The 25,286-nt window shown below is 67.2% G+C and carries 15 protein-coding genes; 8 read left to right on the top strand and 7 right to left on the bottom strand.

Annotation, left to right across the window (positions count from 1 at the left end; genetic code table 11):
* The first annotated feature begins 200 nt into the window (after positions 1-200).
* Complete coding sequence (locus tag H2037_RS09770; RefSeq protein ID WP_292120947.1) at positions 201-1,550, top strand: ammonium transporter; 1,350 nt, start codon at positions 201-203, stop codon at positions 1,548-1,550.
* Positions 1,551-1,639: 89 nt separating this feature from the next.
* Entirely contained in the window at positions 1,640-2,335 is a 696-nt protein-coding gene (locus tag H2037_RS09765; RefSeq protein ID WP_292120944.1) for a TorF family putative porin, read from the top strand.
* A gap of 58 nt (positions 2,336-2,393) precedes the next feature.
* Here H2037_RS09765 and H2037_RS09760 read toward each other — a convergent pair whose 3' ends face one another.
* Genes H2037_RS09760 through H2037_RS09745 form a run of 4 tightly spaced genes read right to left on the bottom strand, consistent with a single transcriptional unit; the run spans position 2,394 to position 9,295 of the window.
* Complete coding sequence (locus H2037_RS09760; RefSeq protein ID WP_292120941.1) at positions 2,394-4,763, bottom strand: glucan 1,4-alpha-glucosidase; 2,370 nt, start codon at positions 4,761-4,763, stop codon at positions 2,394-2,396.
* Positions 4,756-5,700 (bottom strand): alpha/beta hydrolase-fold protein, encoded by a 945-nt coding sequence (locus H2037_RS09755; RefSeq protein ID WP_292120938.1) that lies wholly within the window; start codon positions 5,698-5,700, stop codon positions 4,756-4,758. The genes H2037_RS09760 and H2037_RS09755 overlap by 8 nt, the downstream gene beginning before the upstream one ends.
* Positions 5,697-7,235, bottom strand: coding sequence for an MFS transporter (locus tag H2037_RS09750; protein ID WP_292120936.1), 1,539 nt, complete (start codon positions 7,233-7,235; stop codon positions 5,697-5,699). The genes H2037_RS09755 and H2037_RS09750 overlap by 4 nt, the downstream gene beginning before the upstream one ends.
* Complete coding sequence (locus tag H2037_RS09745) at positions 7,232-9,295, bottom strand: glycoside hydrolase family 97 protein (RefSeq protein WP_292120933.1); 2,064 nt, start codon at positions 9,293-9,295, stop codon at positions 7,232-7,234. The genes H2037_RS09750 and H2037_RS09745 overlap by 4 nt, the downstream gene beginning before the upstream one ends.
* Before the next feature lie 103 nt (positions 9,296-9,398).
* Here H2037_RS09745 and H2037_RS09740 point away from each other — a divergent pair, with 103 nt between their 5' ends.
* On the top strand, positions 9,399-10,412 hold the full coding sequence (locus H2037_RS09740) for a LacI family DNA-binding transcriptional regulator (RefSeq protein ID WP_292120930.1): 1,014 nt from the start codon (positions 9,399-9,401) through the stop codon (positions 10,410-10,412).
* Between the two features lie 5 nt (positions 10,413-10,417).
* Here H2037_RS09740 and H2037_RS09735 read toward each other — a convergent pair whose 3' ends face one another.
* Both H2037_RS09735 and H2037_RS09730 read right to left on the bottom strand, forming a co-directional pair.
* Positions 10,418-12,058, bottom strand: a complete 1,641-nt coding sequence (locus H2037_RS09735; protein WP_292120928.1) for an alpha-amylase family glycosyl hydrolase — start codon at positions 12,056-12,058, stop codon at positions 10,418-10,420.
* Positions 12,055-13,902, bottom strand: a complete 1,848-nt coding sequence (locus tag H2037_RS09730; RefSeq protein WP_292120925.1) for an alpha-amylase family glycosyl hydrolase — start codon at positions 13,900-13,902, stop codon at positions 12,055-12,057. Before H2037_RS09730 ends, H2037_RS09735 begins: the two co-directional genes overlap by 4 nt.
* Positions 13,903-14,187: 285 nt before the next feature.
* On the opposite strand from H2037_RS09730, the gene H2037_RS09725 reads away from it, so the two are divergent.
* The gene (locus H2037_RS09725) at positions 14,188-16,980 is read left to right on the top strand and encodes a TonB-dependent receptor (protein WP_292120924.1); all 2,793 of its coding nucleotides are present in this window, start codon (positions 14,188-14,190) and stop codon (positions 16,978-16,980) included.
* A gap of 197 nt (positions 16,981-17,177) precedes the next feature.
* Entirely contained in the window at positions 17,178-18,452 is a 1,275-nt protein-coding gene (locus H2037_RS09720; RefSeq protein WP_292120922.1) for a sugar MFS transporter, read from the top strand.
* A 69-nt stretch (positions 18,453-18,521) separates the two neighbouring features.
* Here the strand turns inward: H2037_RS09720 and H2037_RS09715 are convergent, their stop codons facing one another.
* Positions 18,522-19,091, bottom strand: coding sequence for a TetR/AcrR family transcriptional regulator (locus H2037_RS09715; protein ID WP_292120919.1), 570 nt, complete (start codon positions 19,089-19,091; stop codon positions 18,522-18,524).
* 270 nt (positions 19,092-19,361) lie between these two features.
* On the opposite strand from H2037_RS09715, the gene H2037_RS09710 reads away from it, so the two are divergent.
* The 3 genes from H2037_RS09710 to H2037_RS09700 are packed head-to-tail and all read left to right on the top strand — an operon-like array spanning position 19,362 to position 25,177.
* Entirely contained in the window at positions 19,362-20,468 is a 1,107-nt protein-coding gene (locus H2037_RS09710; RefSeq protein ID WP_292120916.1) for an efflux RND transporter periplasmic adaptor subunit, read from the top strand.
* 3 nt (positions 20,469-20,471) lie between these two features.
* The gene (locus H2037_RS09705) at positions 20,472-23,744 is read left to right on the top strand and encodes a multidrug efflux RND transporter permease subunit (RefSeq protein ID WP_292120914.1); all 3,273 of its coding nucleotides are present in this window, start codon (positions 20,472-20,474) and stop codon (positions 23,742-23,744) included.
* Positions 23,744-25,177: a TolC family protein gene (locus H2037_RS09700; protein WP_292120911.1), complete on the top strand. Its 1,434-nt coding sequence runs from the start codon at positions 23,744-23,746 to the stop codon at positions 25,175-25,177. The genes H2037_RS09705 and H2037_RS09700 overlap by 1 nt, the downstream gene beginning before the upstream one ends.
* Positions 25,178-25,286 lie beyond the last annotated feature (109 nt).

Below are 25,286 nucleotides of genomic sequence, written 5' to 3'. Positions count from 1 at the left end.
TGAATTTCATGCTCCGAACACTGTTCGTTCTTGCAAAGGCGAGATGGTTTTGGGCGTTTAAGCGCAACGATCATGCCGAGCTTAACTTTTTATCAATAACCGTTGCAAGAAAGTTGCACCGTTTACGGCCAAGCCCCTTGCGCGAAATGCGATTGCAGTAAAACCTTCGCACTTGCGAGATTGCCAAGGGGGAATTGCTTATGTCGCGTGTCTGGAATCGACTTCCGGGAGCCGCCGCGCTCCTGCTTCTGACCATCGGTCTCTTTTATGCGGGCGGCGCCTTCGCCCAGACGGCGGAGGCCGCGCCCGCGCTTCTGGCCCACCAGTCCGCGCTGGAACTGGATGGGGCGGGCACGGCCTGGCTGGGCACTTCGACCGCCCTGGTCCTGCTGATGACCCTGCCGGGTCTGGCCCTGTTCTACGGCGGCATGGTCCGCCGCAAGAACGTCATCGCCACCATCACCCAGTCGGTCGGCGTCTTCGCGGTCGTTTCGCTGGTCTGGTTCATCGCCGGCTACAGCATCGCCTTCGGCGCCAACGCCGACCCGATGCTTCAACCCTATGTCGGCAGCCTGGACATGCTGTTCCTGAACGGCGTGACCCTGGGCACGGCCAACAGCCTGCTGACGGGCATCCCCGAATATCTGTTCATCTCCTTCCAGATGACCTTCGCCATCATCACCCCGGCCCTGGTCACCGGCGCCTTCGCCGAGCGGATGAAATATTCCGGCCTGCTGCTGTTCACGGCCCTGTGGTCGCTGCTGATCTATGCGCCCATCTGTCACTGGGTGTGGGGCGGCGGTTTCCTGGGCGCGGCGGGCGTGCTGGACTTCGCTGGCGGCGCGGTCGTCCACGTCAACTCGGGCGTCGCGGGTCTGGTCTGCGCCATCTTCCTGGGGCGTCGCAAGGGCTATGGGTCCGAGCCGATCCTGGCGCACAATCCGGTCCTGACCATGATCGGCGCCTCGCTGCTGCTGGTCGGCTGGATCGGCTTCAACGCCGGCTCGGCGGGCGCCGCCAACGAGCTGATGGGCGTGGCCCTGCTGAACACCGTCCTGGCCGCCGCCGCGGCCGCCCTGACCTGGAAGCTGATCGAACTGATCGAGAAGAAGAAGGTCTCGCTGATCGGCATGCTGTCGGGCGTGGTCGCCGGTCTGGTGGCCATCACCCCGGCCGCCGGCTTCGTCGATCCGAAGGGCGCCGTGATCATCGGCCTGATCGCCGGACCGGTCTGCTATATCTCGTCGGTCTGGATCAAGAAGCTGCTGCGCTACGACGACTCCCTGGACGCCTTCGGCATCCATGGCGCCGGCGGTCTGATCGGCGCCCTGCTGACCGGCGTGTTCGCGACCACCGCGATCAACAGCCTGTCGGCGGACGCCACGGTCGGCGCCCAGGCCATCGGCCTGGCCTGGACCATCGCCTACAGCGCGGTCGGCACCTTCATCATCCTCATCGTCTGCAAGTTCACCACGGGCCTGCGGGTGAGCGAGGCGGAGGAAACCGCCGGGCTGGACACGTCGCTGCACGGCGAGGCGTTGGAACACTGAAGGAAAGGGCGCGGCCCGCCGGCCGCGCCCGACTTTCCGGCGCTCGTGCCGGTGAGGCATAACAAACAAACAAAACAAGGGGATACAGTATGAGCGTGAAACTACTCGGTACCGCCGCCGCCGCGGCCCTGACCCTGGGTCTGGTCGGTCTGGCGGCCCCTGCCTCGGCTCAGTCCGACGTCGAAGTCGCCTTCAACGCCGGCGTGTTCAGCGACTATGTCTTCCGCGGCTTCAGCCAGACCGACGAAGATCCCGCCATCCAGGGCGGCGTCGATATAACCGCAGGCAGCTTCTATGTCGGCGCCTGGGCCTCGAACGTCGATTTCGGTGATGACACCGACGCAGAGGTCGATCTCTACGGCGGCTACCGCACCGAAGCCGGCGGCTTCGCGCTGGACGTCGGCGTGGTCGGCTACCTCTATCCCGGCGAGCCGGACGAGGCGGACTACAATTATGTGGAGTTCAAGGCTGCGGCGTCCCGCGCCGTCGGACCCGCCACCATCGGGGGCGCCGTCTTCTATTCGCCCGACTTCTTCGGCGCGGACGAGGCGGCGACCTATGCTGAGGTCAACGCCGCCTTCGCCCCCGCTGAACGGTGGACGATCTCGGGCGCCGTGGGCCAGCAATGGCTGGACGTCAGCGACGACTATGTGACCTGGAACGTCGGCGTCGCCTACGCCCTGACCGAAAATCTGGCGCTCGACGTGCGCTATCACGACACCGACGTGGACGATGTCACCATCGCCGAGGGCCGCGTGGTCGGCGCCCTGAAACTGGCGTTCTGATCGCTTCCTTCCCTGAATGAAGAAGGCCCCGGAGAGCGATCTCCGGGGCTTTTTTGCATTAGCGGGCGTATCGGCTTTCGACCGGATCGTAACGGTCCCAGACCTTGCCGTCAGCCAGCGACCGCAGCAGCTTCAGATATTCAGCGTGGGTCCAGGCCAGGGGCGTGGCCGAGTCGGTGTTCTGGCCCAGGGCGTAGTCGTGGGCGGTCGGGTCGCCGACCCCGTCCCAGACCTGTTCGGCCAGCATCAGCCCGTCGTTGGCGAACCGCTCCATGCCGCGCACATAGGTCTGGCGGATGGCGGCGATGTCGGCAGCCGAGGGCGTCCCGTTCACGCTCACGCGGGCCAGTTCATAATGGCCGCGCTCGCCGGTGAAGAAGGGCCAGACCCGGCCGCGCTGGCCCGGGCTCATCTCGCCGCCGACGCCGTAGTTGGCGCCGGTGACGTGATCCTCGCCATAGCCGTCGACGCCATAACGGCGCCAGCCCGGCGTCTTGTCCCCCTCTGGACCGAAGTCGTAGCGGACCCGGTACAGGTCCTCCAGCGACTGGTCGTCATAGACCGGCAGGGTGGCGAGGATGTGCGGATCGTCGGCCTTGCGCACGCCATAGCGCACCAGTTCCAGGAAGCCGCCGTCCACGACCCGATCCTCGGCCGGCGCGATCTGACCGTTGGCGCCCCCGATCGGCGCCTTGTCGTTGGGGGTCTCGTTCTGGGTGATGCGGATGTAGTAGCGACCATCGCCGAAGTCGCCGTTGGTGGTGAACATCCGGTCTTCGATCTTGGAGGCGTAGCGGTCGGCGGCGGCCTGGTAGCGCATCGCCCCGGCCGTATCGCCTGAGGCGCGGGCCATCTCGGCCGCCACCGTCAGACCGGTGACGACGGCCGCTGTGGTGGACGGCGAATAGCCCTGCTGTTCTTCCCAGCGTTCCTGCTGGGTGAAGGGTGGCTTGATCTCGGCGTCGTTCCACAACAGCCCGACCTTGCCCCCGTCGACCAGGAAGTCGGCCGCCGGCTTCAGCATGGCGTTGTAGCGTTCGGTCATCTGCGCGTCGGACAGCCAGCCCATCTTCCACAGGCGATAGCCCAGCATGATCGGCATGGCCGTCTGGTCCAGCTGGACCGCGACCCATTCCAGCTCGCCGTCGACATGAGTCTTCTGCAGGAACCAGCCGCCGACGCCGGTGTTGCCCGGCGTGTTCGGCCCGACCTGGACCTGGGGCAGATAGTTGAAGGCCGCCATCGGCGTCGCCTTGTCGCCCAGGGCCGCCAGGGCCATGGCCACCTGATAGAAGTCGCGCGGCCAGACGGCCTTGTAGCCGGTCGAGGACTTGGAGGCGTCCACCGTGTCGCCCCACGGATTGGACAGCGAGGCGATCAGGGCGCCGGCGTGGGTGCGATCCTCCTGCACCTTCAGCATCAGGGCCGAGGCATAGGCCAGCTTGCCGCCGTCGGTCGCCTGCTGCGCGATGCGCGGCAGTTCGCTCAGCGAGGCGACATAGTCCTCCCAGCCCATGCGATCGCCCTCGCCGTTGAAACGGGCCAGGACCTCGTCCAGGCCGGTGGCGAAGGCGCCGTCCGCCGCGCCTTCAGCCGACGCCTCGCTGTCGCCGAAGCCGATGACGAAGTCGCGCTTGACGCTCTGGCCCATGCGCAGGCTCGGCAGGGCGCCGGTCATCATCGTGTTGCCGGCGGTTTCGCCGGTCGAGGCGTAGGTCCAGTCCAGCTTGCCGTCCTTCAGGTCGGTCAGGCCGTCCGATGCGCCGACGAAGCCGACGCTGGCCGCCGTGAAGGCCTCGCTGGGCCTCAGCACCAGATGGGTGTCGCCCTCCCAGGCGTGGAAGGCCTGGGTCGTCACCGCGCCGTGGTCGTCGACGCCGGTGTTGGCGATGTGCGGCTCCAGCAGCAGATACGGGGTCACCTCGCCGCTCAGGGCCGTGATGGTGACGCGCAGCACCAGGGCGTTGTGGTCGGGATCGGTGAAGATCAGCTTCTGGATCTCGAACCGGCCCGCCTTGTCGCGCGTCGTGACCCTGTAGGCCGGCGACAGCGGGCGGCCCTCGGCGTCCGTGTGCAGGTATTCGGTCCGTTCGGTGGTGTCGGTCCCTTCCAGGGCCAGACCCTCAGGCGTGACCACGGCGAAGCGCAGGGCCTTGATCTGGGCCTCGTGGATCAGGCCGTACATGGTCTCGGTCAGAACGCCGTCGGCGATGGAGAACCACACCTTGGACACCGCGCCGGTCGGGCCGCCGTCGCGGTACTGGCCGTCGACATAGGCTTCATAGGATGCGCCCGCGCCGGTCTTGGCCGCGCTGGACCAGGTCGGCACGTCGCCGGGCGCGCCGGGGGCGACCGATTGCGCCGTCGCGGCCGAGGCGAAGGCCAGGCCGGCGGCGCCGGCGAGGCAGAGGGATTTCAGGTTACGCATGACGCGCCTCCTCTTGGGGGACGGGGGAAAGCAGGAAGGTCAGGGGCACGTCGAGGCGGCTGTTCCAGGAGGCCTCGTTGTGCTGGGCGCCGGGGAAGACCAGGCTTCGGAAATCGCCGGGGCCGTAGCCGCGACGACGGAAGGTCTGATCCACCTGGCCCTGGAAGGCGGCGTAGAACTGATCCAGCGTCTCGTCGCCCCGGTCGAAATAGAAGCGATGCGAACCCGGCGCCGGCAGGCCGCGTTCGATCACGCCGGTCCAGGCGGCGACCAGCCGCTCGCGCCAGGCGTCCAGCTGGGGGCCGGCCTGTAGCCCCTCGACCTTCAACGGCCAGTGGGTCGACAGGCAGGCGGCGGCGGAAAACACGTCCGGCCGTTTCATCACCGCATACATCGAGATCAGCCCGCCCATGCTGGAGCCGCTGACCGTCGTGTCGTCGCGACCCGGCAGGGTGCGATAGGTCCGGTCGATGAAGGGCTTCAGCTCCTCGGCCAGGAAACGGACATAGCCGTCCGACAGGGGCGCGCCGCCATAGATGGCCTGGACATCCGCCCGCATGTCGTCGGGCAGGGCGGCGATCAGATCGGCGGGGACATATTCCCTCAGGCGCAGGTCGGTGTTCCAGACCCCCACCACTATGGGCGCCCGGACCTGGCCATTGGCGATTAGTCGCTGCAGATGCTCGTCCACGCCCCATTCGCCGAAGTTGGCCGTGGCGGCGTCGAACAGGTTCTGGCCGTCGTGCATGTAGAGGACCGGATAGGCCTGGTCCGACGCCTCATAACCGGGCGGCAGCCAGACTGAGATCTTGCGCGGCGCGGCGTGGACCAGGGTCAGGTCGTCGTGAACGACCAGACGCCCGCCCGCGATCTGGGCCTGCGCGGCGTTCGCGAAGGGTAGGGCGGCCATCAGGGCCAGCAGACCGCGCCGGTTCATGCGCGGTGCTCCCGGACCAGCAGGGCGCTGATCGCCGCCAGCACGAAGGCGGCGGCGCCCAGGACCAAGGCCCAGATGGCCTGGCCGTCGAACAGGGTCTTCAGGATCAGGCCCAGGACCGTGGCGGCCAGCAGCTGGGGCACCACGATGAAGATGTTGAAGACGCCCATATAGACGCCCATCTTCCGGTCCGGCACCGCCGCCGACAGGATGGCATAGGGCATGGAGACGATCGAGGCCCAGGCGAAGCCGACGCCGATCATCGGCAGCCACAGCAGGGCCGGATCGCGGATGGCGAAGACGCCGAACAGGCCCGCCGCCCCGAACATCAGCATGACGGCGTGGGCGCCCTTTCGCCCGATGCGACGGGCCAGCTGGGGCAGCAGGAAGGCCGCCAGGGCCGCCACGCCGTTATAGACCCCGAACAGCACGCCGACCCAGTCGGCGCCAGCGGCATAGGCGGTCGAGGTCGTGTCGGTGGTCCCGTAATGGACGCTGGTCACGGCGGCCGTGGTGTAGATCCACATGGCGAACAGGGCGAACCAGCTGAAGAACTGCACCACCGCTAGGCCGCGCATCGTCTCGGGCATGCGGAAGATGTCGTTCAGGATTTCGGTGGCGGCGTTGACGATGCGGCGGCGTTGCATCATCCCCACGGCGATCTGCAGCAGGCCGAACCCGGCGAAGAAGCCGGCCAGGACCAGCAGTTCCTTCTCCAGGTTCAGCACCGAGATCAACACGAAGCCCAGACCGCCCAAAACGGCGCAGACCAGACCCGAGGCCATCCAGGCCTGGACGCTGCGGGCCGGCGCTTCAGGCCCCTCTTCGGGAGCGGGAGCGCCCAGGGCCGCCAGTTTGGCGCGTTCAAAGGCGGCGATCTGTTCGGGGCTGTATTCCCTGGTCGACAGCACGGTCCACAGCACGGCCGAGAACAGGCCGATGGCCCCGACATAGAAGGCGATCTTGACCGACAGGGGCACGACCCCCTCGGCCGCCGTCGAGACCACGCCGAACACGTTCGACAGCAGCCAGGGCAGGACCGAGGCGAACACCGCCCCCGCCCCGATGAAGAAGCTCTGCATCGCATAGCCGGCGGTGCGCTGTTCCTCGGGCAGATTGTCGCCGACGAAGGCGCGGAACGGCTCCATGGTGATGTTGATCGAGGCGTCCATGATCCACAGCATGGCTGCGGCGAACCACAGGCTGGGGCTGTTGGGCATGGCGATCAGGGCCAGGGTCGTCAGTATGGCCCCGACCAGGAAATAGGGGCGGCGACGCCCGAACCGGGTCCAGGTCTTGTCGCTGAAATGGCCGATGATCGGCTGGACCAGCAGGCCCGTCAGCGGCGCGGCGATCCACAGGATGGCCAGCGAATCCACCTCGGCGCCCAGGGTCTGGAAGATTCGGCTGGTGTTGGCGTTTTGCAGGCCGAAGCCGATCTGGATGCCGAAGAAGCCGACGCACATGTTCCAGATCGCCAGGCCGGACAGGCGCGGGCGGTGGGCGTGGAGGGGTTCGGGCGTCGCGCTGCTCATCGACGCGCGCGTCCAATCGGCACGAAGCGGATGGCCTGGCCGCCGCCGGGCGCCAGGGCCAGGGTCAGTACGTCGGCCGAGGTCACTTCACGCTGTTCGATGATTATGTCCTCGCGCTTGCCGCGATAGTCGGCCTCGGGACCGTCGCGATAGATTTCGGCCCGGTAGCGACGGCCGTCGTCCAGGAAGTCCAGATGCGCGGTCAGGACGCGCGGATGTTCGTCGGTGATGGCGCCCAGGGCCCAGACGTCCGACGCCCGGTCCTTCCTCGCGATGGCGACGTAGTCGCCCATCTCGGCCGCCAGCACCCGGGTCTCGGCCCAGTCGCATGGCACGTCCTTGATGAACTGGAACGGCGCGGGATTGGCCTCGTAATTGACCAGCAGATCCGCCGCCATCTGGATCGGGCTGTAGATGACGACATAGAGGGCCAGCTGCTTGGCCCAGGTCGTCTGCACGCCGCCGGGGCTGCGCGTCTCCATGCCGAAGATGCCTGGCGTATAGTCCATCGGCCCGGCCAGCAGGCGGGTGAAGACCAGGTTCGGCTCGTGCTCGGGCGGATTGCCGGGGTTCCCCCAGGCCGAATATTCCATGCCCCGCTGACCTTCGCGGCTGATGATGTTCGGATAGGTGCGGCGCAGGCCGGTATCCTTGAACGGCTCGTGGGCGTTGATCGCCACCTTGTGCCGGGCGCCGGCTTCGACGACCTTCATGTGGTGCTGAGCCATCGCCTGGCTCTCGTGCCAGGCCATGACCATCTGGCCGTCCGGTCCGGCGACGCGCGCGCCTTGCGCATCGGCCACATAGCCGGTCTTGACCGAATGGACGCCCAGCCGCTCGTACAGGGCCATGGCCGGTTCGAGCTGCTGCTCGTAGTGGAAGGCGTTGCCGCCCGTCTCGTGGTGGCCGATCAGCTGCACGCCCTTGGACCGGGCATGGGCGCAGACCGCCTCGATGTCGAAGTCGGGATAGGATTCGGTGAAGCTGAAGTCCGAGCCGTTGGCGAACCACTGGCCGTCCCAGCCCTTGTTCCAGCCCTCGACCAGAACCCCGCCGAAGCCGTGTTTGGCCGCGAAATCGATATGTTTGATCGTGTTCTCGGTCGTGGCGCCGTGCTTCGGACCCGAGTTCCAGCTCTTCAGCTCCAGGTGCATCTCCCACCAGACGCCGACATATTTCATGGGCTTGAACCAGCTGACGTCGCCCAGCTTGTTGGGCTCGTTCAGGTTCAGGATCAGGCTGGAGTCGATCAGGCCGGCGGCGCTGTCCGACACCTGCAGCGTCCGCCACGGGCTGTTGAACGGCGCCTGTCGCACCACGGCGGCGTTGGTCAGGCCGGGCGTCAGCTGGGCGCGGAACTTCGTGCCCTCCGACCGGCGCAGGTTCATGCCGGCGTAGTCGATGCAGGCGGCTTCGTGGATCGAGACGTGCAGACCGGACTGGCCCTTGACCGTCATCGGCGTCTGGGCGCTGCCGACCGCGCTGATCGGCGTGCGGCTGTACAGATATTCCTCGCGGTTCCATTCCCAGGCCGGGCACCACAGGGCCTCGCCGTCCTCGGCCAGGTTGAACTCGGTGATCTCGGAGCCGATGCGGACCGTCTTCAGACCCGGCTGGTCCGGGACCTCGTAGCGGAAGCCCAGGCCGTCGTCATACAGGCGGAAGACCACGTCCACGCGGCGGCCCAGGGCGCCGGTCTCGACATAGCCGACCCGCCACTCGTTGTAGTGGTTGCGGATGAAGCGGCGCTCGCCCCACGGCTGCTCCCAGGTCTCGTCGAACGTGATCGGCTGACCGGCGGCGACGGCCAGACCCCGCTCCAGCGCCGGGGCGTCGGTCAGCAGGAAGCCCAGCTTGGACGGGGCCACGACGACCCGCCCCTGACGCATGACCGAATACATCGGTCGGCCGTCGTTGTCGGTGAAGGCCTCGACTGTCAGCACCCCGCCGGGCGAGCTGGCGCGGGCGTGGACCGGGCTGGTCTGGGCCCGGACGCCGGTGGCGCCGAAGGCCAGGATCGAGGCGCCGCCGAGGGCCAGGAAGGATCTGCGCTTCATCATGTGAACTCCGTTACGCCGCCTCTTGCCAACCGCCGCGAACGGTGGCTGAAATGTTTGCAGAAAAATTTGCAGTCACGACAGACTGCTTCGAGGACCCGCGACCTTGAGCCGCAAGACCACCCGACTTGAAGACATTGCGCGCCTGGCCGGCGTCTCGGTCGCCACGACCTCGCGGGCGCTGAACGACAGCCCCGCCGTCAACGACCGCACCAAACAGCTGATCTGGAAGCTGGCGAAGGAGCACGACTATCCGTTCCGCCGCTACATGCCGGCCGGCCCCATCGGGGCCCAGGGCACCATCGCCCTGGTGACGCCGCGTCCGCAGGGGCGCGAGGGCCGGATTTCCGATCCCTTCTTCCTGGAGCTTCTGGCCGGGGTGGGGGAGGCGGCGCGAGAGCGCGACTGCGACCTGCTGATGAGCCATATCTCGCCGGCCACCTATGACGAACTGGCGGCGGCGATGAACACCAGCCGCGCCGACGGCGTCATCTTCCTGGGCCAGTCCAGCCTGCACGGCGCCTTCAACCGTCTGGCGGCGGGCGACCATCGCTTCGTCGTCTGGGGCGCGGACCTGGCGGAGCAGGACTACTGCTCCATCGGCTCGGACAATTTTTCGGGCGGCCGACGCGCGACCTCGCACCTGGCCCGGCTGGGCCGACAACGTATCGTCTTCCTGGGCGACCTGGACCCGCCCGAGGCCATGCAACGGCACCGCGGCTATCTGGAGGCCCTGGAGACGGCGGGCATTGCGGTGGATGCGGACCTGATCGTCCCCGCCCATTTCGAGGTCGAATCCGCCGAGGCGGCTGTCGACGCCCTGGTCCGTCGCGGCGTCGCCTTCGACGGGGTGGTGGCGGCGTCGGACCAGATCGCGCTGGGCGCGGTGCGGGCGCTGGAGCACGCCGGACTGACCGTGCCCGGCGACGTCTCGGTCATCGGCTTCGACAATGTGCCGTTCAGCCGCTACTCGCGTCCGGCCCTGTCCACCATCGCCCAGGACACGATGAAGGCCGGACGGCTGATGGTGTCCAAACTGCTCGACCACGGGGGCGCGACCGCCGGCCGGTCGGAACGGGTTCCGACCGATCTGATCGTGCGCGAGACCTGTGGCGGCTGACGGCCTCATGCCAGGCTGAAGACCAGGCCGGCGAGCGGAGGCAGGGCCTGCCCGTCCGCCTCGGTCCAGTTGATCGCCTCGATCCGGGTCGCTCCGGCGGGCGGGCTCCAGTCGGCGGTCTCGTGGCTCAGGTTGAAGACGCACAGCAGCCGCTGTTGCGATCCGCCCCGCTCCTGACGCTCGAAGACCAGCAGGCCGTGGGTCTCGATCGGCGCCATGCCGCCGTGGCGCAGCGCCGGATGCTCGCGGCGCAGGCCGATCAGGCGACGGGCGACCTGAAGCGTCGAGGCCGGATCGGCCTCCTGGGCGTCCACGGCCAGGGCCAGGTGTCGGGGATCGACGGGCAACCAGGGCTCGACGGTTGAGAAGCCGGCGTTGGTCTGGGCCGCATGCCAGGGCATGGGGGTGCGGGCGCCGTCGCGGCCCAGGGTCTGGGGCCAGTTGGAGATGGCCTCGGGATCGACCAGCCGTTCGAACGGCACCTCGGCCTGGGGAAGGCCCAGTTCCTCGCCCTGATAGACGAAGACATTGCCGCGCAGGCAGACCAGCAGCAGCAGGGCCATCTCGGCGAAGGCCTTGGGGTCGCGGCCCTGTGACCAGCGCGATACGGCGCGCGGGGCGTCGTGGTTCGAGAAGGTCCAGGACGGCCAGCCCTCGCCCTGCTGGTCCGGCCACATGGTCTCGCCCTGGGCGACCAGTTCGCTCTTCAACGTATCGGCGTACAGGTAGAGGAAGCCATAGGCCGAATGCAGCCGGTCGTCCCCGGCCGTATATTCCTTCATCTCCCGGTCGGCGTGGTCGCCCCCGACCTCGGCGACGGTGAACCGGCCCTCATAGCTGTCGGTCAGGGCGCGGATACGGTTCAGGAAGCCGATGATCTCCGGTTGGCTCTGATTGTTGATCTTGTCCTGGAAGTCGAACGGCCGGGTGCGCTTCTTGCCGTCGTTGATCGGCGGATTGTCGGTCAGCTTCAGGTCGTGGATGGCGAAGTTGATGGCGTCCAGGCGGAAGCCGTCCACCCCCCGGTCCAGCCAGAACCGCGCCGCCGCGATCAGGGCGTCCTGGACCTCGAGGTTCCTGACGTTCAGCTGGGGCTGGGAGGCCAGGAAATTGTGCATGTAATACTGGCCGCGACGCGCGTCCCAGGTCCAGGCGGGCCCGCCGAACACTGACTGCCAGTTCGACGGCGGCGAGCCGTCGGGCTTGGCGTCGGCCCAGACGTACCAGTCGGCGTGCGGCCCGGTCCGCGATGCGCGGCTGTCCAGGAACCATGCGTGTTCGTCCGAAGTGTGGGAGAAGACCTGGTCGATGACGACCTTCAGCCCCAGCGCATGAGCGCGCGCGACCAGGGCGTCGAAGTCGGCCAGGGTCCCGAAGATCGGATCGACGTCGCAATAGTCGGCGACGTCGTAGCCGAAGTCCTTCATCGGCGAAGTGAAGAACGGCGACAGCCAGATCCCGTCCACGCCCAGAGAGGCGACGTGGTCCAGATGGTCGGTGATCCCCTTCAGGTCGCCGACGCCGTCGTTATTCGCGTCGGCGAAGCTGCGCGGATAGATCTGGTACAGCACCGCGCCCCGCCACCATTCGTGATGGGCGGTCGCCGGCTGGGCGGCGGTCGCGAGGTCGAGGGTGTGGGCGTTCACTGTGGCGTGCTCTTGCAGATCAGATAGTCGAGAGGGGCGATGCGTACGGCGTAGCTGGCCGGCGCCGAAGCCTGGGCCGCGCAGTCGCCGCGAACAGACTGCCACCGCAGCGAGGCGGGCTCCACCTCAACCTGAGCCGTGACAGGGGCGGTCGAGGAATTGAACAGGACCAGGGTCTCGCCGCCCGTCTCGTCCAGGCGGGAGACGGCGAACAGGCCGGGTGCGTCGCCGGCGGCGCGGACCTCCTGACGGCCGTGACGCAGGGCCGGCTCGGCCGCGCGGATACGGGCCATTTCGGCGATGGCGCGGTACAGCGGCGCCTCGGTCGAATAGGCGTCATGACGGCCGCCCAGCGGGACCTCGGAGGCATAGACCGGCGTCCGGCTGGCCCACATGTCCTGGCGCGAGTTTCCATAGCCCCCGGCGCCGGCGAAGCCCTGTTCGTCGCCGTAATAGAGGGTCGGAACGCCGCGGCTGAACATCATCAGGGCGTGGGCCAGTTTCACGCGCGCCAGCAGTTCGGCGTCATCGGCGTCGGGGTTGGCCTGTTTCACGAAGAAGCCGACGCGGCCCATGTCGTGGTTGCCCAGGAAGGTCGGCAGGATAGCGGCGGTGTCCGCGCCTTCGGCATAGAGGGCGTCGGCGGCGAACAGCTTGGCCAGGGCGTCGGTCCCGGCCTTGCCCGAGGCGACGTCGACAGCGGTTTTCTGGAAGGGGAAGTCCAGCACGGCGGGATAGTCGTCGACCTTGGTGAACCGCGCCGTGACCGCCGGATCATGGTCATAGACCTCGCCGAAGATGTGGAAGTTCGGGATGCCCTTGGCCCGCGCCCGCTCCAGCATGGCGGGGATGAAGGCCTGCCAGAACTCGGGGTTCACGTGGCGGGCGGTGTCGATGCGGAAGCCGTCGATGCCGTATTTCTCGATCCAGCCGCCGAAGATGTCGATCATGCCCTGGACCACGACCGGGTCCTCGGTCAGCAGATCGTCCAGCCCGGCGAAGTCGCCGTCCAGTCCGCTTTCGCCGGCGAACGTGCTCTCGCCCCGGTTATGATAGTGGATCGGATCGTTCAGCCAGGCGGGCGTCTTGGCGTTCTCCTCGCCCGCCGGAACATAGGGCGTATAGGCGTAGTCGGGCCGCGTCAGGCGCGAGAAGTCCCGGCCGTCGAAGCCCTCGTTGATCGGCGCTCCGTCGACGCCGCCTCGGCGCGTATAGGGATAGTCGGCGCGGCCGCGGTATTCGCAGAGCCGGTCCGGGCATTCGCGATAACGGATCACGTCGGCCGTATGGTTGGCGACGATGTCTAGATAGACCTTCATGCCGCGCGCATGGGCGGCCTCGACCAGGGCGCGCATCGCCGCCTCGTCGCCGAAGTGAGGGTCCACCGCCGTGAAGTCGGTGATCCAGTATCCGTGGTGCGCCGCGCCGGTATAGTTTCCGTGCGACTGCACCGGCTTGTTCTTGAACACGGGCGCCAGCCAGACGGCGGTCGCGCCCAGGCCCTGGATATAGTCCAGTCGCTGCGTGACCCCGGCTAAATCCCCGCCGTGATAGAAGTCGGTATCCGACGGGTCGAAGCCGCTCTTCAGCCGCTCGGGGGCATAGCCGCCGTTGTCATTGGACGGATCGCCGTTGGCGAACCGGTCGGGCAGCAGGAAATAGATCACCTCGTCCTGCGGCGGGCGCTGACGCAGGGCGTTCAGCGCGTCCGGCGTTGTGGTCGTCGGGGCGATCGTTTGCACCGAGGTCTGGGCCAGGACGGGCAGGGGGGAGGCGCCGGCGAGCAGGGTCGCCGCAGTCAATACGGCGCGCGTCCGGCTCTTCCATTGTCGAGCGATGATCATCCTGTCGTCCTCCCCGTCCGGAAAGTGCAAAGCCTTCCAGATCGATTTGCAAGATTTTGCAGTCCTGATGCTGCCTGTCAACGCGGATTAGAATGCTGCATCGCAGCAATAGAGGGGCAATATCAGCCTCAAAAGCTTAGTAGTACGCGGTTGTTGACGCGGCAGCGGTGCGGCGAAATTGGGCCGCCGAGATTAACAGCTTGCAATGATGCCTAAGGTTTGCATATTTTTGCGACGGCTTCGGTTGCGACATTCAGAATCGCGACAGCCCCAGGGAGGATGACAATGTCTCAAGGTCTCAATCGGCGCGTGCGCCTGCTGTCGGGTGTCGCATTCGGCGCAGCCGCGCTCATGGCCGTCAGCGGCGCTCAGGCTCAAACCAGTGATACGACGGCCCAGGCCGACGATCAGGCCGCCGAGGTCGGCGAGATCGTCGTCACCGGCATCCGCCGCTCGATCGAAGCCTCGATCTCGGCCAAGGCCAACAACACCTCGATCGTCGAGGTCATTTCCGCGGAAGACATCGGCAAGCTGCCGGACGTCTCCATCGCCGAATCCCTGGCCCGCCTGCCGGGCGTGACCTCGCAGCGCCTCGACGGCCGCAGCCAGGCCATCTCGATCCGCGGCCTCGGCCCCGACTTCACCACCGCCCTGCTGAACGGCCGCGAGCTGGTCACGACCGGCGACAACCGCGGCGTCGAGTTCGACCAGTTCCCGTCGGAACTGCTGGGCAGCGTCGTCGTCTACAAGACCCCGGACTCGGCCCTGGTCGGCCAGGGCCTGGCCGGCACCGTCGATCTGCGCACCGTGCGTCCGCTGGCCTATGGTCGTCAGGCCATTGCGGTGAACTATCGCCACGAGTGGAACGACATCGGCGCCCTGAACTCGGGCACGACCGACAGCGGCGACCGCTACACCATCTCCTACATCGACCAGTTCATGGACGGCACGCTGGGCGTCGCCCTGGGCTACGCCCACATGAGCTCGCCGTACCAGTCCGAACGGTTCAACGCCTGGGGCTATCCGACCTACAGCGACGGCAATCTGCTGACCGGCGGCGTCAAACCCTATGTCATGTCGTCGGAGCTGGAGCGCGACGGCTATATGGGCGTGCTGGAATGGCGTCCGAACGACCGCATCCACTCGACCATCGACGCCTTCTATTCCGAGTTCAAGAATACCCAGGTCCTGCGCGGCATCGAGTTCCCGCTGGCCTGGGGCGGTTCGGCGGGCGACTGCACCGTGAACGTGCCGTCGTCCCTTTGCCGCCCGGCGCCGTCGCTTCGTTCGGGCTACACGGTCGAGGACGGCCTGATCGTCGCCGGCACCTGGGACAACATCAAGGGCGTCGTCCGCAACGACCTGAACAAGCGCGACAGCAACATCACGGCCCTGGGCTGGAACACCGAGTTCGTCGCCACCGACGACTGGACCCTGGGTCTGGACCTCAGCTACTCCAAGGTCGAGCGCGACGACATCATTCTTGAAACCAACGCCGGCACCGGCCGCAACATCAACGGCGCGCTGGACACCCTGGGCTTCGAACTGACCGACGACGGCGTGACCCGGTTCACCAGCCAGCTGGACTACGCCGACCCGGCCCTGATCCGCATCACCTCGGCCCAGGGCTGGGGCGCAGACGTCATCCCCGGCGGTCAGGTCGGCTATATGAACACCCCCTCCATCGAGGACGAGATCAAGGCTGTCCGCCTGACGGCGAACCGCGCCCTGCACCAGAGCCCGTTCAAGTCGATCGACTTCGGCGTCAACTATTCGGAGCGCAACAAGAGCTTCGTCAACGACCAGTATTACATCGGCGTCCCCGGCGGCGGCGATCTGTTCGTCCCGTCGGAATATCTGCTGGAGCCGACCGACCTGGGCTATCTCGGCATCTCGCAGGTGCTCAGCTATGACGCCCTGGGCCTGGTCAACAGCGGTCTGCTGGACCTGGTCCGCAACCCGAACGCCGACGTCGCCGCCGGCAACTGGGAAGTGACCGAAAAGGTCTCTACGGCCTATGTCCGCGCCAACATCGACCATGAACTGTTCGGTCGGCCGCTGACCGGCAACGTCGGCATGCAGTTCGTCTATACCGACCAGAGCTCCACCGGCTTCTCGGCCCGCCAAGTGGGCCCCGGCGTGTCGGAAACCGTCGCCGTCGACGGCGGCGTGGAATATCTGGAAATCTTGCCCAGCTCGAACTTCATCCTGGAAGTCGGCGACGACCTGTTCGCCCGCTTCGCCGTGGCCCGCACCCTGGCGCGTCCTCGGATGGACGACATGCGCGCCTCGCAGAACTATTCCTTCAACGTGGCGAACAACATCCCCAGCGCCCAGCCCGACAACCAGTCGCCCTGGAGCGCCAGCGGCGGCAATCCCGAACTGCGCCCCTATATCGCCGATGTGGCGGACATCTCGCTCGAGAAGTATTTCGCCAACCGCAAGGGCTATGTCTCGGTGGCGGCCTATTACAAGAACCTCGAAAGCTATGTTTACACCCGCAACCAGATCGTCGACTTCACTGGCTATCCGACCGGCGGCGTGACCCCTGTGATCAACCAGGGCCTGTCCTCGCGCCCTGACAATGGTGATGGCGGCTGGATCAAGGGCGTCGAGTTCTCGGTCTCCGCGCCGTTCGACATCCTCCACCCCGCTCTGGAGGGCTTCGGCGCCCTGTTCAGCGCCTCGGCTACGGACAGCGAAGTCCAGCCGGATCCGAACGAGGCTCCGACCACCATGCCGGGCCTGTCGGAAACCGTCATGAACGGCACCGTCTATTATGAGCGCTACGGCTTCCAGTCGCGCGTCTCTGCCCGTTATCGCTCCGACTACCTCGGTGAAGTCGCCGGCTTCGGCAACGGCCGCACCTTGCGTTCGGTCGCCGCCGAAACCGTCGTGGACGCCCAGGTCGGTTACGAGTTCCAGTCGGGTCCGCTGGAGGGCCTGTCCATCCTGGCCCAGGTCAACAACCTGACCGACGAACCGTTCAAGACCTTCGAGAACGGCGATGAGCGCCGGACCATCGATTATCAGAGCTACGGCCGGACCTTCGCGGTGGGCATGAACTACCGCTTCTGATTTCTTCCCTGAGCAGACTGGGCCGCTTCGGAAACGAGGCGGCCCTTTTTTTTGGTTCGTTCCCCGAGAACGCGCCAAAGTTTGGTTACAGAAGCGATTTTTCGGCTGGACGGGGCTCGCCGGATGCCCGAACCAAGACGGCTAGAACCGCGCGGGAAGCGCGGCGCTTCTTTGATCTTATCGAGCAGGGGGAATTCATGTCCGCATCAGAGGGCGCAAAGCGCCAGGGCACAGGCTTGGCCTTCGCCTATATCACCACTTTGTTCTTCGCCTGGGGCTTCGCCACCTCGCTGATCGATCCGCTGATCGCGGCGGTGAAGCGGGTGTTCGACCTGAACAACGCCGAGGCGTTTCTGACCACCTTCGCCTGGTTCATCGCCTACGGGCTGATGTCACTGCCTGCGGCGGCGGTTCTGGGCCGGCTGGGCTATAGCCGTTCGATCATCGGCGCCTTGATCGTCATGGTGGCGGGCTGCCTGATCGTGCCGGCCGCCACGGCCGCCGACTGGTATCCGGGCGTGCTGATCGCCCTGTTCGTGATCGCCTCGGGCGTCACCCTGCTGCAGGTCGCGGCCAATCCGCTGGTCGCCGAACTGGGCAGCCGCAAGGGCGCGTCCAGCCGATTGAACCTGTCCCAGGCCTTCAACTCCCTGGGGACCACGGTCGGTCCGTGGCTGGGCTCACACGTCCTGCTGACGGGGGGCGTCTTCGCCGCCGGCGCCGTGGTCACAGTTGCGACACGCAGCCAGTCGCTGCGCAGCATCGACATGGCCTTCCTGAGCATGGGGGCCTTCTTCGCGGTCGTGGCCTTCTTCATCTTCACCGCCCGCAAGAAGATCAATGCGGCGGCTCCGGCCGCGACCGAGGCGGTTTCGCCGCTGAAGGCCCTGTCTTCGCCCTGGGCGATCTTCGGCGCCCTGGCCATCTTCCTCTATGTCGGCGCCGAGGTGGCGATCGGCGGCATGCTGACCAACTTCCTCGAAAGCCCCGACATCCTGAACGCCCCGATCGAGACGGCGGGCAAGATGGTCGCCCTCTACTGGGGCGGCGCCATGGTCGGCCGGTTCATCGGTTCCTGGGTTCTGTCTCGTGTTTCGCCCGGCGTGGTGCTGACCTTCTGCACCGTCGCCGCTGCGGCCTTGTGCCTGCTGGTCAGCCAGATCGGCGGCCCGACGGCGGCCTATGCCGTCCTGTCCATCGGTCTGTTCAACTCGATCATGTTCCCGACCATCTTCACCCTGACGCTGGAGCGGTCGACCGCTCCGACCTCGGCCACCTCGGGTCTGCTGGTCTTCGGCATCATCGGCGGCGCTCTGCTGCCTCAGGTGGCGGCGCGGATCGCCGACGCCGCCGGCGCGCTTCAGCCGGCCTTCCTGGTGCCGATGGCGGGCTATATCGGCCTGACCGTCTTCGCCATCGCCTGCGCCCGCACCAAGGCGACAGCGGAAGTGACCACGACCGCGTCGCACTGAGGTCCAGGACTGGACAAGACGAAGGGCGCGGGGCTGGCCTCCGCGCCCTTCTTCATGTCCGCCGCTGTGTCAGCCGTCGATAAGGGACTGGAGTATGGGCGCCAGGCGGTCGCGCATCTCTTCGCATTCGGCCTGCTCGATATTGAAGCTGCCGCCCCCCAGCTCGCGGCTGACCGACATGCCCATGATGAAGCCCGCCAGCAGTCGCGCGCGCACCGTGGCGCTCGGTCCGCTGAGCCATTCCTCCAGCGGGCCGAAGAAGCGCTGGGTGCAGGTGGTCTGCACCATTTCCGACGCCTTGGCCGAGCCGATCGACCGCAGCATGATCGACATGCCCTTCAGCTTTTCAGCCTTCTTGGGTTCGAAGACGATCTCGTGCGCGACCCGTCGGCCGAACTCGGACTTCTCGCCCGACATCAGGGTGCTGCCGTCGCTGCAACTGTCCAGAGCAGCCAGGAACAGGTCGTCCTTTGATCCGAAATAGCGGCTGATCAGCGCCGCATCGACGCCGACGTCGCGGGCGATATCGCGCATGCCCACGTCGTCATAGCTCTCGGCCGCGAATCGATCGCGCGCTGCATCGAGAATGGCAGTGCGGGTCGCCGCAGCGTTTCTCGGGCGTGGGCCGGGACATAACAAGGGGATGACACTCCACAGATGAATAACCGTAGATCACATATGGCTTTGTCAACGCCTGTTGACAAGCGTTACGAGCATCCCCATTAAGTCACCACGCGTTGACAAGGGCCGACTCCCCATCGGTCTGTGTCCGCACGGGTGGGATTTTACTCCGATAGGGAGATTGCGCAGATGCGCGGGCTGAAGATTGCTGCCGTATCCGTCATGGTGACGGGTGCGCTTTATGGATGTTCCCCAAAAGCTGAAGGGCAGGCGCAAGGCGCGCCTCCCGTGACAGTGGCCACGCCGCTGCAGCAGAAGGTGGTGGACTGGGACGAATTCACGGGCCGGTTCGAGGCGGTCGAAAGCGTCGAGGTGCGCGCGCGCGTCGGCGGTTACGTCCAGGCTGTGCATTTCCGCGACGGCCAGATGGTCCAGCGCGGCCAACTGCTGTTCACCCTCGACCCCCGCCCGGCCCAGGCCGCGCTGGCGCAGGCTCAGGCCCAGGTCGCACAGATGCAGTCGCAACTGACGCTGGCCCGCGCCAATCTGGCGCGCAGCGAAAGCCTGCTGGCTTCGCAGGCGGTGTCCAAGGCTGAATACGATTCCAACAAGGCGGCCGTCGACGCCGCCGTCGCCAACCTCGCGGCGGCCAACGCGGCGGCGCGCACGGCGCAGCTGAACCTGGAATATACGCGGGTCACGGCGCCGACCTCGGGTCGGGTCTCGGACCGCCGCGTCGATCCGGGCAATCTGGTCGCGGGCGGCTCGTCGGCCGGCGACGTCCTGACCACCATCATCTCGGGCGGTCCGATCCATTTCGTCTTCGACGGTTCGGAAGCGGTCCTGCTGAAGTATCTGCGTGACGGCGGCGCCAGCAACGGCGCCCCGGTCCGCATCCGCCTGCAGGACGAGAGCGGCTTCACCCGCACCGGCCGGCTGGACTTCTCGGACAATGCGCTGGACACCTCTTCGGGCGTCATCCGCATGCGCGCCATCGTGCCGAACGGCGACGGCTTCCTGCGTCCCGGCCTGTTCGGCCGCGCCCAGGTCGCGGGCGCCGGCTCCTACGACGCCCTGCTGGTGCCCGATACGGCCATCGGCACCGACCAGTCGCGTCGCGTCGTCTCGGTCGTCAACGCCGACGGCTCCGTGACGGCCAAGGTCGTGCAACTGGGTCCGATCGTCCAGGGTCTGCGCGTGATCAAGTCGGGCCTCGCTCCGAACGACCGCGTGATCATCGCCGGCCTCCAGCGCGCGGCTCAGCCGGGCTCCAAGGTCACGGCCAAGAACGGCCGCATCGCGCCCGTCGCCGAACAGGCGTCCGACGTTCCGGTCACCCAGGCGGCCCCGGCCTCGAGCGCCTCGTTCGCCAACAGCCTTTCCACCGGCGACTAAGCCATGAACATATCCCGTTTCTTCATCGACCGGCCGATCTTCGCGGCCGTGATCTCGGTGGTGATCACCATCGTCGGCGTCTTCGCCTATCCGCTGCTGCCCCTGTCGCAGTATCCGGAGATCGCGCCGCCGACGATCACCATCAACGCCACCTATCCAGGCGCCTCCGCCGAGACCCTGGCCGAAACCGTCGCCGCCCCGATCGAGCAGGAGGTGAACGGCGTCGAGAACATGCTTTACATCACCTCGTCGTCCACCTCGGACGGCGCGGTGGCCATCACCGTGACCTTCCAGCCGGGCACCGATCTCGACGCCGCCCAGGTCCTGGTCCAGAACCGCGTCTCCCTGGCCGAACCTCGTCTTCCCGACGCGGTCCGTCAGACGGGCGTCGTGGTCAACAAGGCCGAGAGCGGCTTCCTGATGGTCCTGGGCCTGACCTCGCCCGACGGTTCGCTCAGCAACGACTATGTCGGCAACTACGGCAACTCGAATCTGCGGGACCGTCTGCTTCGTCTCGAGGGCGTGGGCGCCGTCCAGGTCTTCGGCGGCGGCAACTATTCGATGCGGATCTGGATCGATCCGGCCAAGGCGGCCGAGCGTGGCCTGACCGGCCCCGACATCGTCGCCGCCCTGCAGGCTCAGAACGTCCAGGCTGCGGCGGGCTCCATCGGCCAGCCGCCCTTCCCGAACAACGCCTCCGCCTTCCAGCTGCCTGTCCAGGTCCAGGGACGTCTGACCGATCCGGAACAGTTCTCGGACGTGGTCCTCAAGACCGACGCCGACGGCCGCGTCACCTATCTGCGCGACGTCGCGCGGGTGGAGCTGGGCGCCCAGGACTATGGCATCCGCGGCTTCTTCGACGGCGAGCGCGGGGTCGGTCTGGCGGTCGTCCAGCAGCCTGGGGCGAACGCCCTGGGCACCGCCGAACGGGTCCTGGCCGAGGTCGAGGCCGTCAAGGCCGAGCTTCCGGCCGGCATGCAGATCTCCGTACCCTACAACCCGACCGAATTCGTCGCCGCATCGGTTGAATCGGTTCAGCACACCCTGGTCGAGGCCATCGTTCTGGTGGTGATCGTGGTCATGGTCTTCCTGCAGACCTGGCGCGCGGCCCTCATCCCCATCGTGGCCATCCCGGTCGCCCTGGTCGGCACCTTCGCGGTGCAGCTGGCCCTGGGCTATTCGATCAACTCCCTGTCCCTGTTCGCGCTCGTCCTCGCCGTCGGCATCGTCGTCGATGACGCCATCGTCGTGGTCGAGAACGTGGAACGGGCCATCTCCGAAGGTCTGTCGCCCAAGGAGGCCGCCTATCGATCGATGCAGGAGGTGTCGGGCGCCCTGATCGCCATCGGCCTGGTGCTCGTGTCGGTGTTCGTGCCGACCATGTTTGTCCCCGGCATTCCCGGCATCTTCTATCGCCAGTTCGCCGTGGTCATCGCCTCGGCCTCGGTGATCTCGCTGTTCGTGTCCCTGACCCTGTCGCCGGCCATGGCCGCCCTGCTGCTGAAGCCGCACAAGAAGGACCACGAGAACGTCCGCAAGCCGGGCGTTCTGGGCGCCGTCGTCTATTACGGCGGCTGGGGCGGTCGCAAGTTCAACGAAGGCTTCGATTGGCTGTCGGATCGCTACGGTCGTCTGACCGCGCGTCTGGTGCGTACGGTCGGCCTGGTGCTGATCATCTACGCCGGCCTGCTGGGCCTGACCGCCTGGCGTCTGGTCGACACCCCCTCGGGCTTCATTCCCGAGCAGGACCAGGGCTATCTGATCGGCGTCATCCAACTGCCGGCCGGCGCCTCGTTGGACCGCACCCAGGCGGTGATGCAGCGCGCCAGCGACATCATCCGGAGCACCGGGGGCGTGGACGGCACCGTCGCCTTCGCGGGCCTCGACGGCGCCAGCTTCTCGTTCGGCTCCAACGCCGCCACCATCTTCGTGCGTCTCAGCCCCTTCGAGGAGCGGACCAAGGAAGAGGCCGCGACGGCCCTGGCCGGGGCCATCACCCAGGCCACCGGTCAGATCGAGGACGCGCAGATCTTCGTCATCGCCCCGCCGGCGGTTCAGGGTCTGGGCAACGGCAACGGCTTCAAGATGATGATCCAGGACACCTCGGGCGCCGGCTACCGCGCGCTGGAGGGGGCGACCTTCGCCATGATGGGCGCCGCCGCCCAGGCCCCGGATCAGGTCAGCCAGGTCTTCTCGACCTACAACACCGGCTCGCCGCGCATCGAGGCCGACGTGGATCGTGACAAGGCGCTGATGATGGGCGTCCAGCCCAGCGCAGTGTTCGACACCCTGGGGGTCTATCTGGGCTCGTCCTACGTCAACGACTTCAACTTGCTGGGTCGCACCTACCGTGTGACGGCCCAGGCCGAGCCGCAGTATCGCGACGACATCGCCGACATCGCCAACCTGAAGACCCGCTCTTCCAGCGGGGCCATGGTGCCGATCGGTTCGGTGGCGAACCTGGTCAATGACTCGGGTCCGTCGCGGGTGGTCCGGTACAATCTGTTCCCGGCGTCCGAACTGCAGGGCAACCCGGCCATGGGCGTGTCCTCCGGCCAGGCGCTTCAGGTGATGGAGCAGATGGCGACCAGCACCCTGCCGCAGGGCTTCACCTACGAGTGGACCGAGCTGGCCTACCAGCAGAAGGCGGCCGGATCGGGCGCGACCATGATCTTCCTGATGGCCGTGGTCTTCGTCTTCCTGGTGCTGGCGGCCCAGTATGAAGCCTTCACGCTTCCGCTGGCGGTCATCCTGATCGTGCCGATGTGTCTGCTCGCGGCCATCGTCGGCGTGAACCTGCGGGGTCTGGACAACAACATCCTGGTCCAGATCGGCCTGGTCGTCCTGATCGCCCTGGCGGCCAAGAACGCCATCCTGATCGTCGAGTTCGCCAAACAGGCGGAAGAAGACGAGGGCATGGACCGGTTCGAGGCGGCCGTGGCTGCGGCCAAGACCCGCCTGCGTCCGATCCTGATGACCTCCTTCGCCTTCATCCTCGGCGTCGTGCCGCTGATGCTGGCGACCGGGCCTGGCGCGGAAATGCGTCAGTCGCTCGGCACGGCGGTCTTCTCCGGCATGCTGGGGGTGACCTTCTTCGGCCTGATCTTCACGCCGGTCTTCTATGTCGTGACGCGCTGGATGTCGTCGAAACTGCCGCAGGGCAAGACGCCGAAGCCCAAACCGACCGGCGCGGAAACTGTCCGCTACGATCAAACTTCCAACCTGACCGATCCCGATGCGCCGGCTCCGGCGACGGGCCAGGGAGGCCACCTCTGATGACCCGAACCCAGACGCTGAACTTCCTGACTGCGGCGGCCGCGAGCGCCTTGCTCGCCGCCTGCGCGGTCGGGCCCCGGGCGCCCGCCGCCGACCTGCCCCCGGCGGGCACGGGCGCCTTCATCGGCTCCGCCTCGACCACCGTCTCGACGGCCGAGGCCAGGGACGACTGGTGGCGGCTGTACAATGATCCGGTGCTGGACGGCCTGATCCAGCAGGCCTTCGCCCAGAACAACGAGCTGGAGGCCGCCTTCGCCAATCTGCGCGCGGTCCGGGCGTCGCTGTCGGAGGCCCGCGTGGGCCGGTTCCCGACCACGACGACCAGCGCCCAGGCCCAGCGCAGCCGCGCCTCGGCCGCCACGTCGTCCGTGCTGGAAGCCGACGGCAAGGCGCCCGAGATCGACACCTATGACGTCGGTCTTCAGGCGTCCTACGAGGTCGATCTGTTCGGCCGCGTCGAATCGACGATCCGCGCCGCCCGCGCCGACGCCCGGGCCGCGGAAGCCGCCCTGGCCTCGGTGCAGGTGACGGTGGCCGCCGAGACGACCCGGGCCTATGCCGACGCCTGTTCCGCCAACGCCCAGATCGCCGTGGCGGAACGGACCCTGGGTCTGCAACGCAACACCGCCAACCTGACCCAGACCCTGCTCGATCAGGGCGTGGGCACCGGTCTGGACGTGGCCAGCGCCCGCGCGGCCCTGGCCCAGACGGCGGCGACCCTGCCGACCCTGCGCGCGTCGCGGAACGAGGCGCTGTTCCGCCTGGCCACCTTGACGGGCGTCACGCCCGCCGAGGCCAGCCAGGCCGCCGCCGCCTGCGTCCGGCCGCCGCAACTCAGCCAGCCGATCCCCGTCGGCGACGGCGCGGCCCTGTTGGCGCGTCGCCCCGACGTGCGTCAGGCCGAGGCCGATTTAGCCGCCGCCGCCGCCCGCGTGAACGTGGCTACCGCCAACCTCTTCCCGCAGATCAGCCTCGGGGGCTCGGTCGGCTCCACGGCGCTGGAATCGGACGAACTGAGCGACGATCAGAACTTCCGCTTCAGCTTTGGTCCGCTGATCAGCTGGTCGTTCCCGAACGTCTTCGCCGCCCGCGCCCAGATCAAGGCGGCCGGCGCCCGTTCGGACGCCGCCCTGGCCACCTTCGACCAGACGGTGCTGACGGCCCTTCAGGAAACCGAGACGGCCCTCAGCAACTACGCCAACGAACTGGACCGCCGCGCGGCCCTGACCGAGGCGCGCGACCAGGCCGCCCGCGCCGCCAACCTGTCGCGTCAGCGTTTCAACGCCGGCGCCGACAGCTTCCTGCTGGTGCTGGACGCCGAACGGACCCAGGCCTCGGCCGACGCCGCCCTGGCCCAGTCGGACGCCCTGGTCACCACCTATCAGGTGGCCCTGTTCAAGGCCTTGGCCGGCGGCTGGCAGGCCGACAGCTGATCGCCGGCTCCGCTCCCCCGTCCTCTCGCGTCGGCGAGGGGGCGGCGGCGAGTGGTTGCTGTGCGTCTTCAACCTGGACCACCACCCGATCGAATGGCGCCCGAGACGG

Origin of the sequence: Brevundimonas sp. (genome assembly GCF_013912065.1) — a bacterium.
Lineage (GTDB): Bacteria > Pseudomonadota > Alphaproteobacteria > Caulobacterales > Caulobacteraceae > Brevundimonas.
The sequence above is the reverse complement of the archived record's forward strand: the minus strand, read 5'-3'. Positions and strand labels throughout refer to the sequence as shown.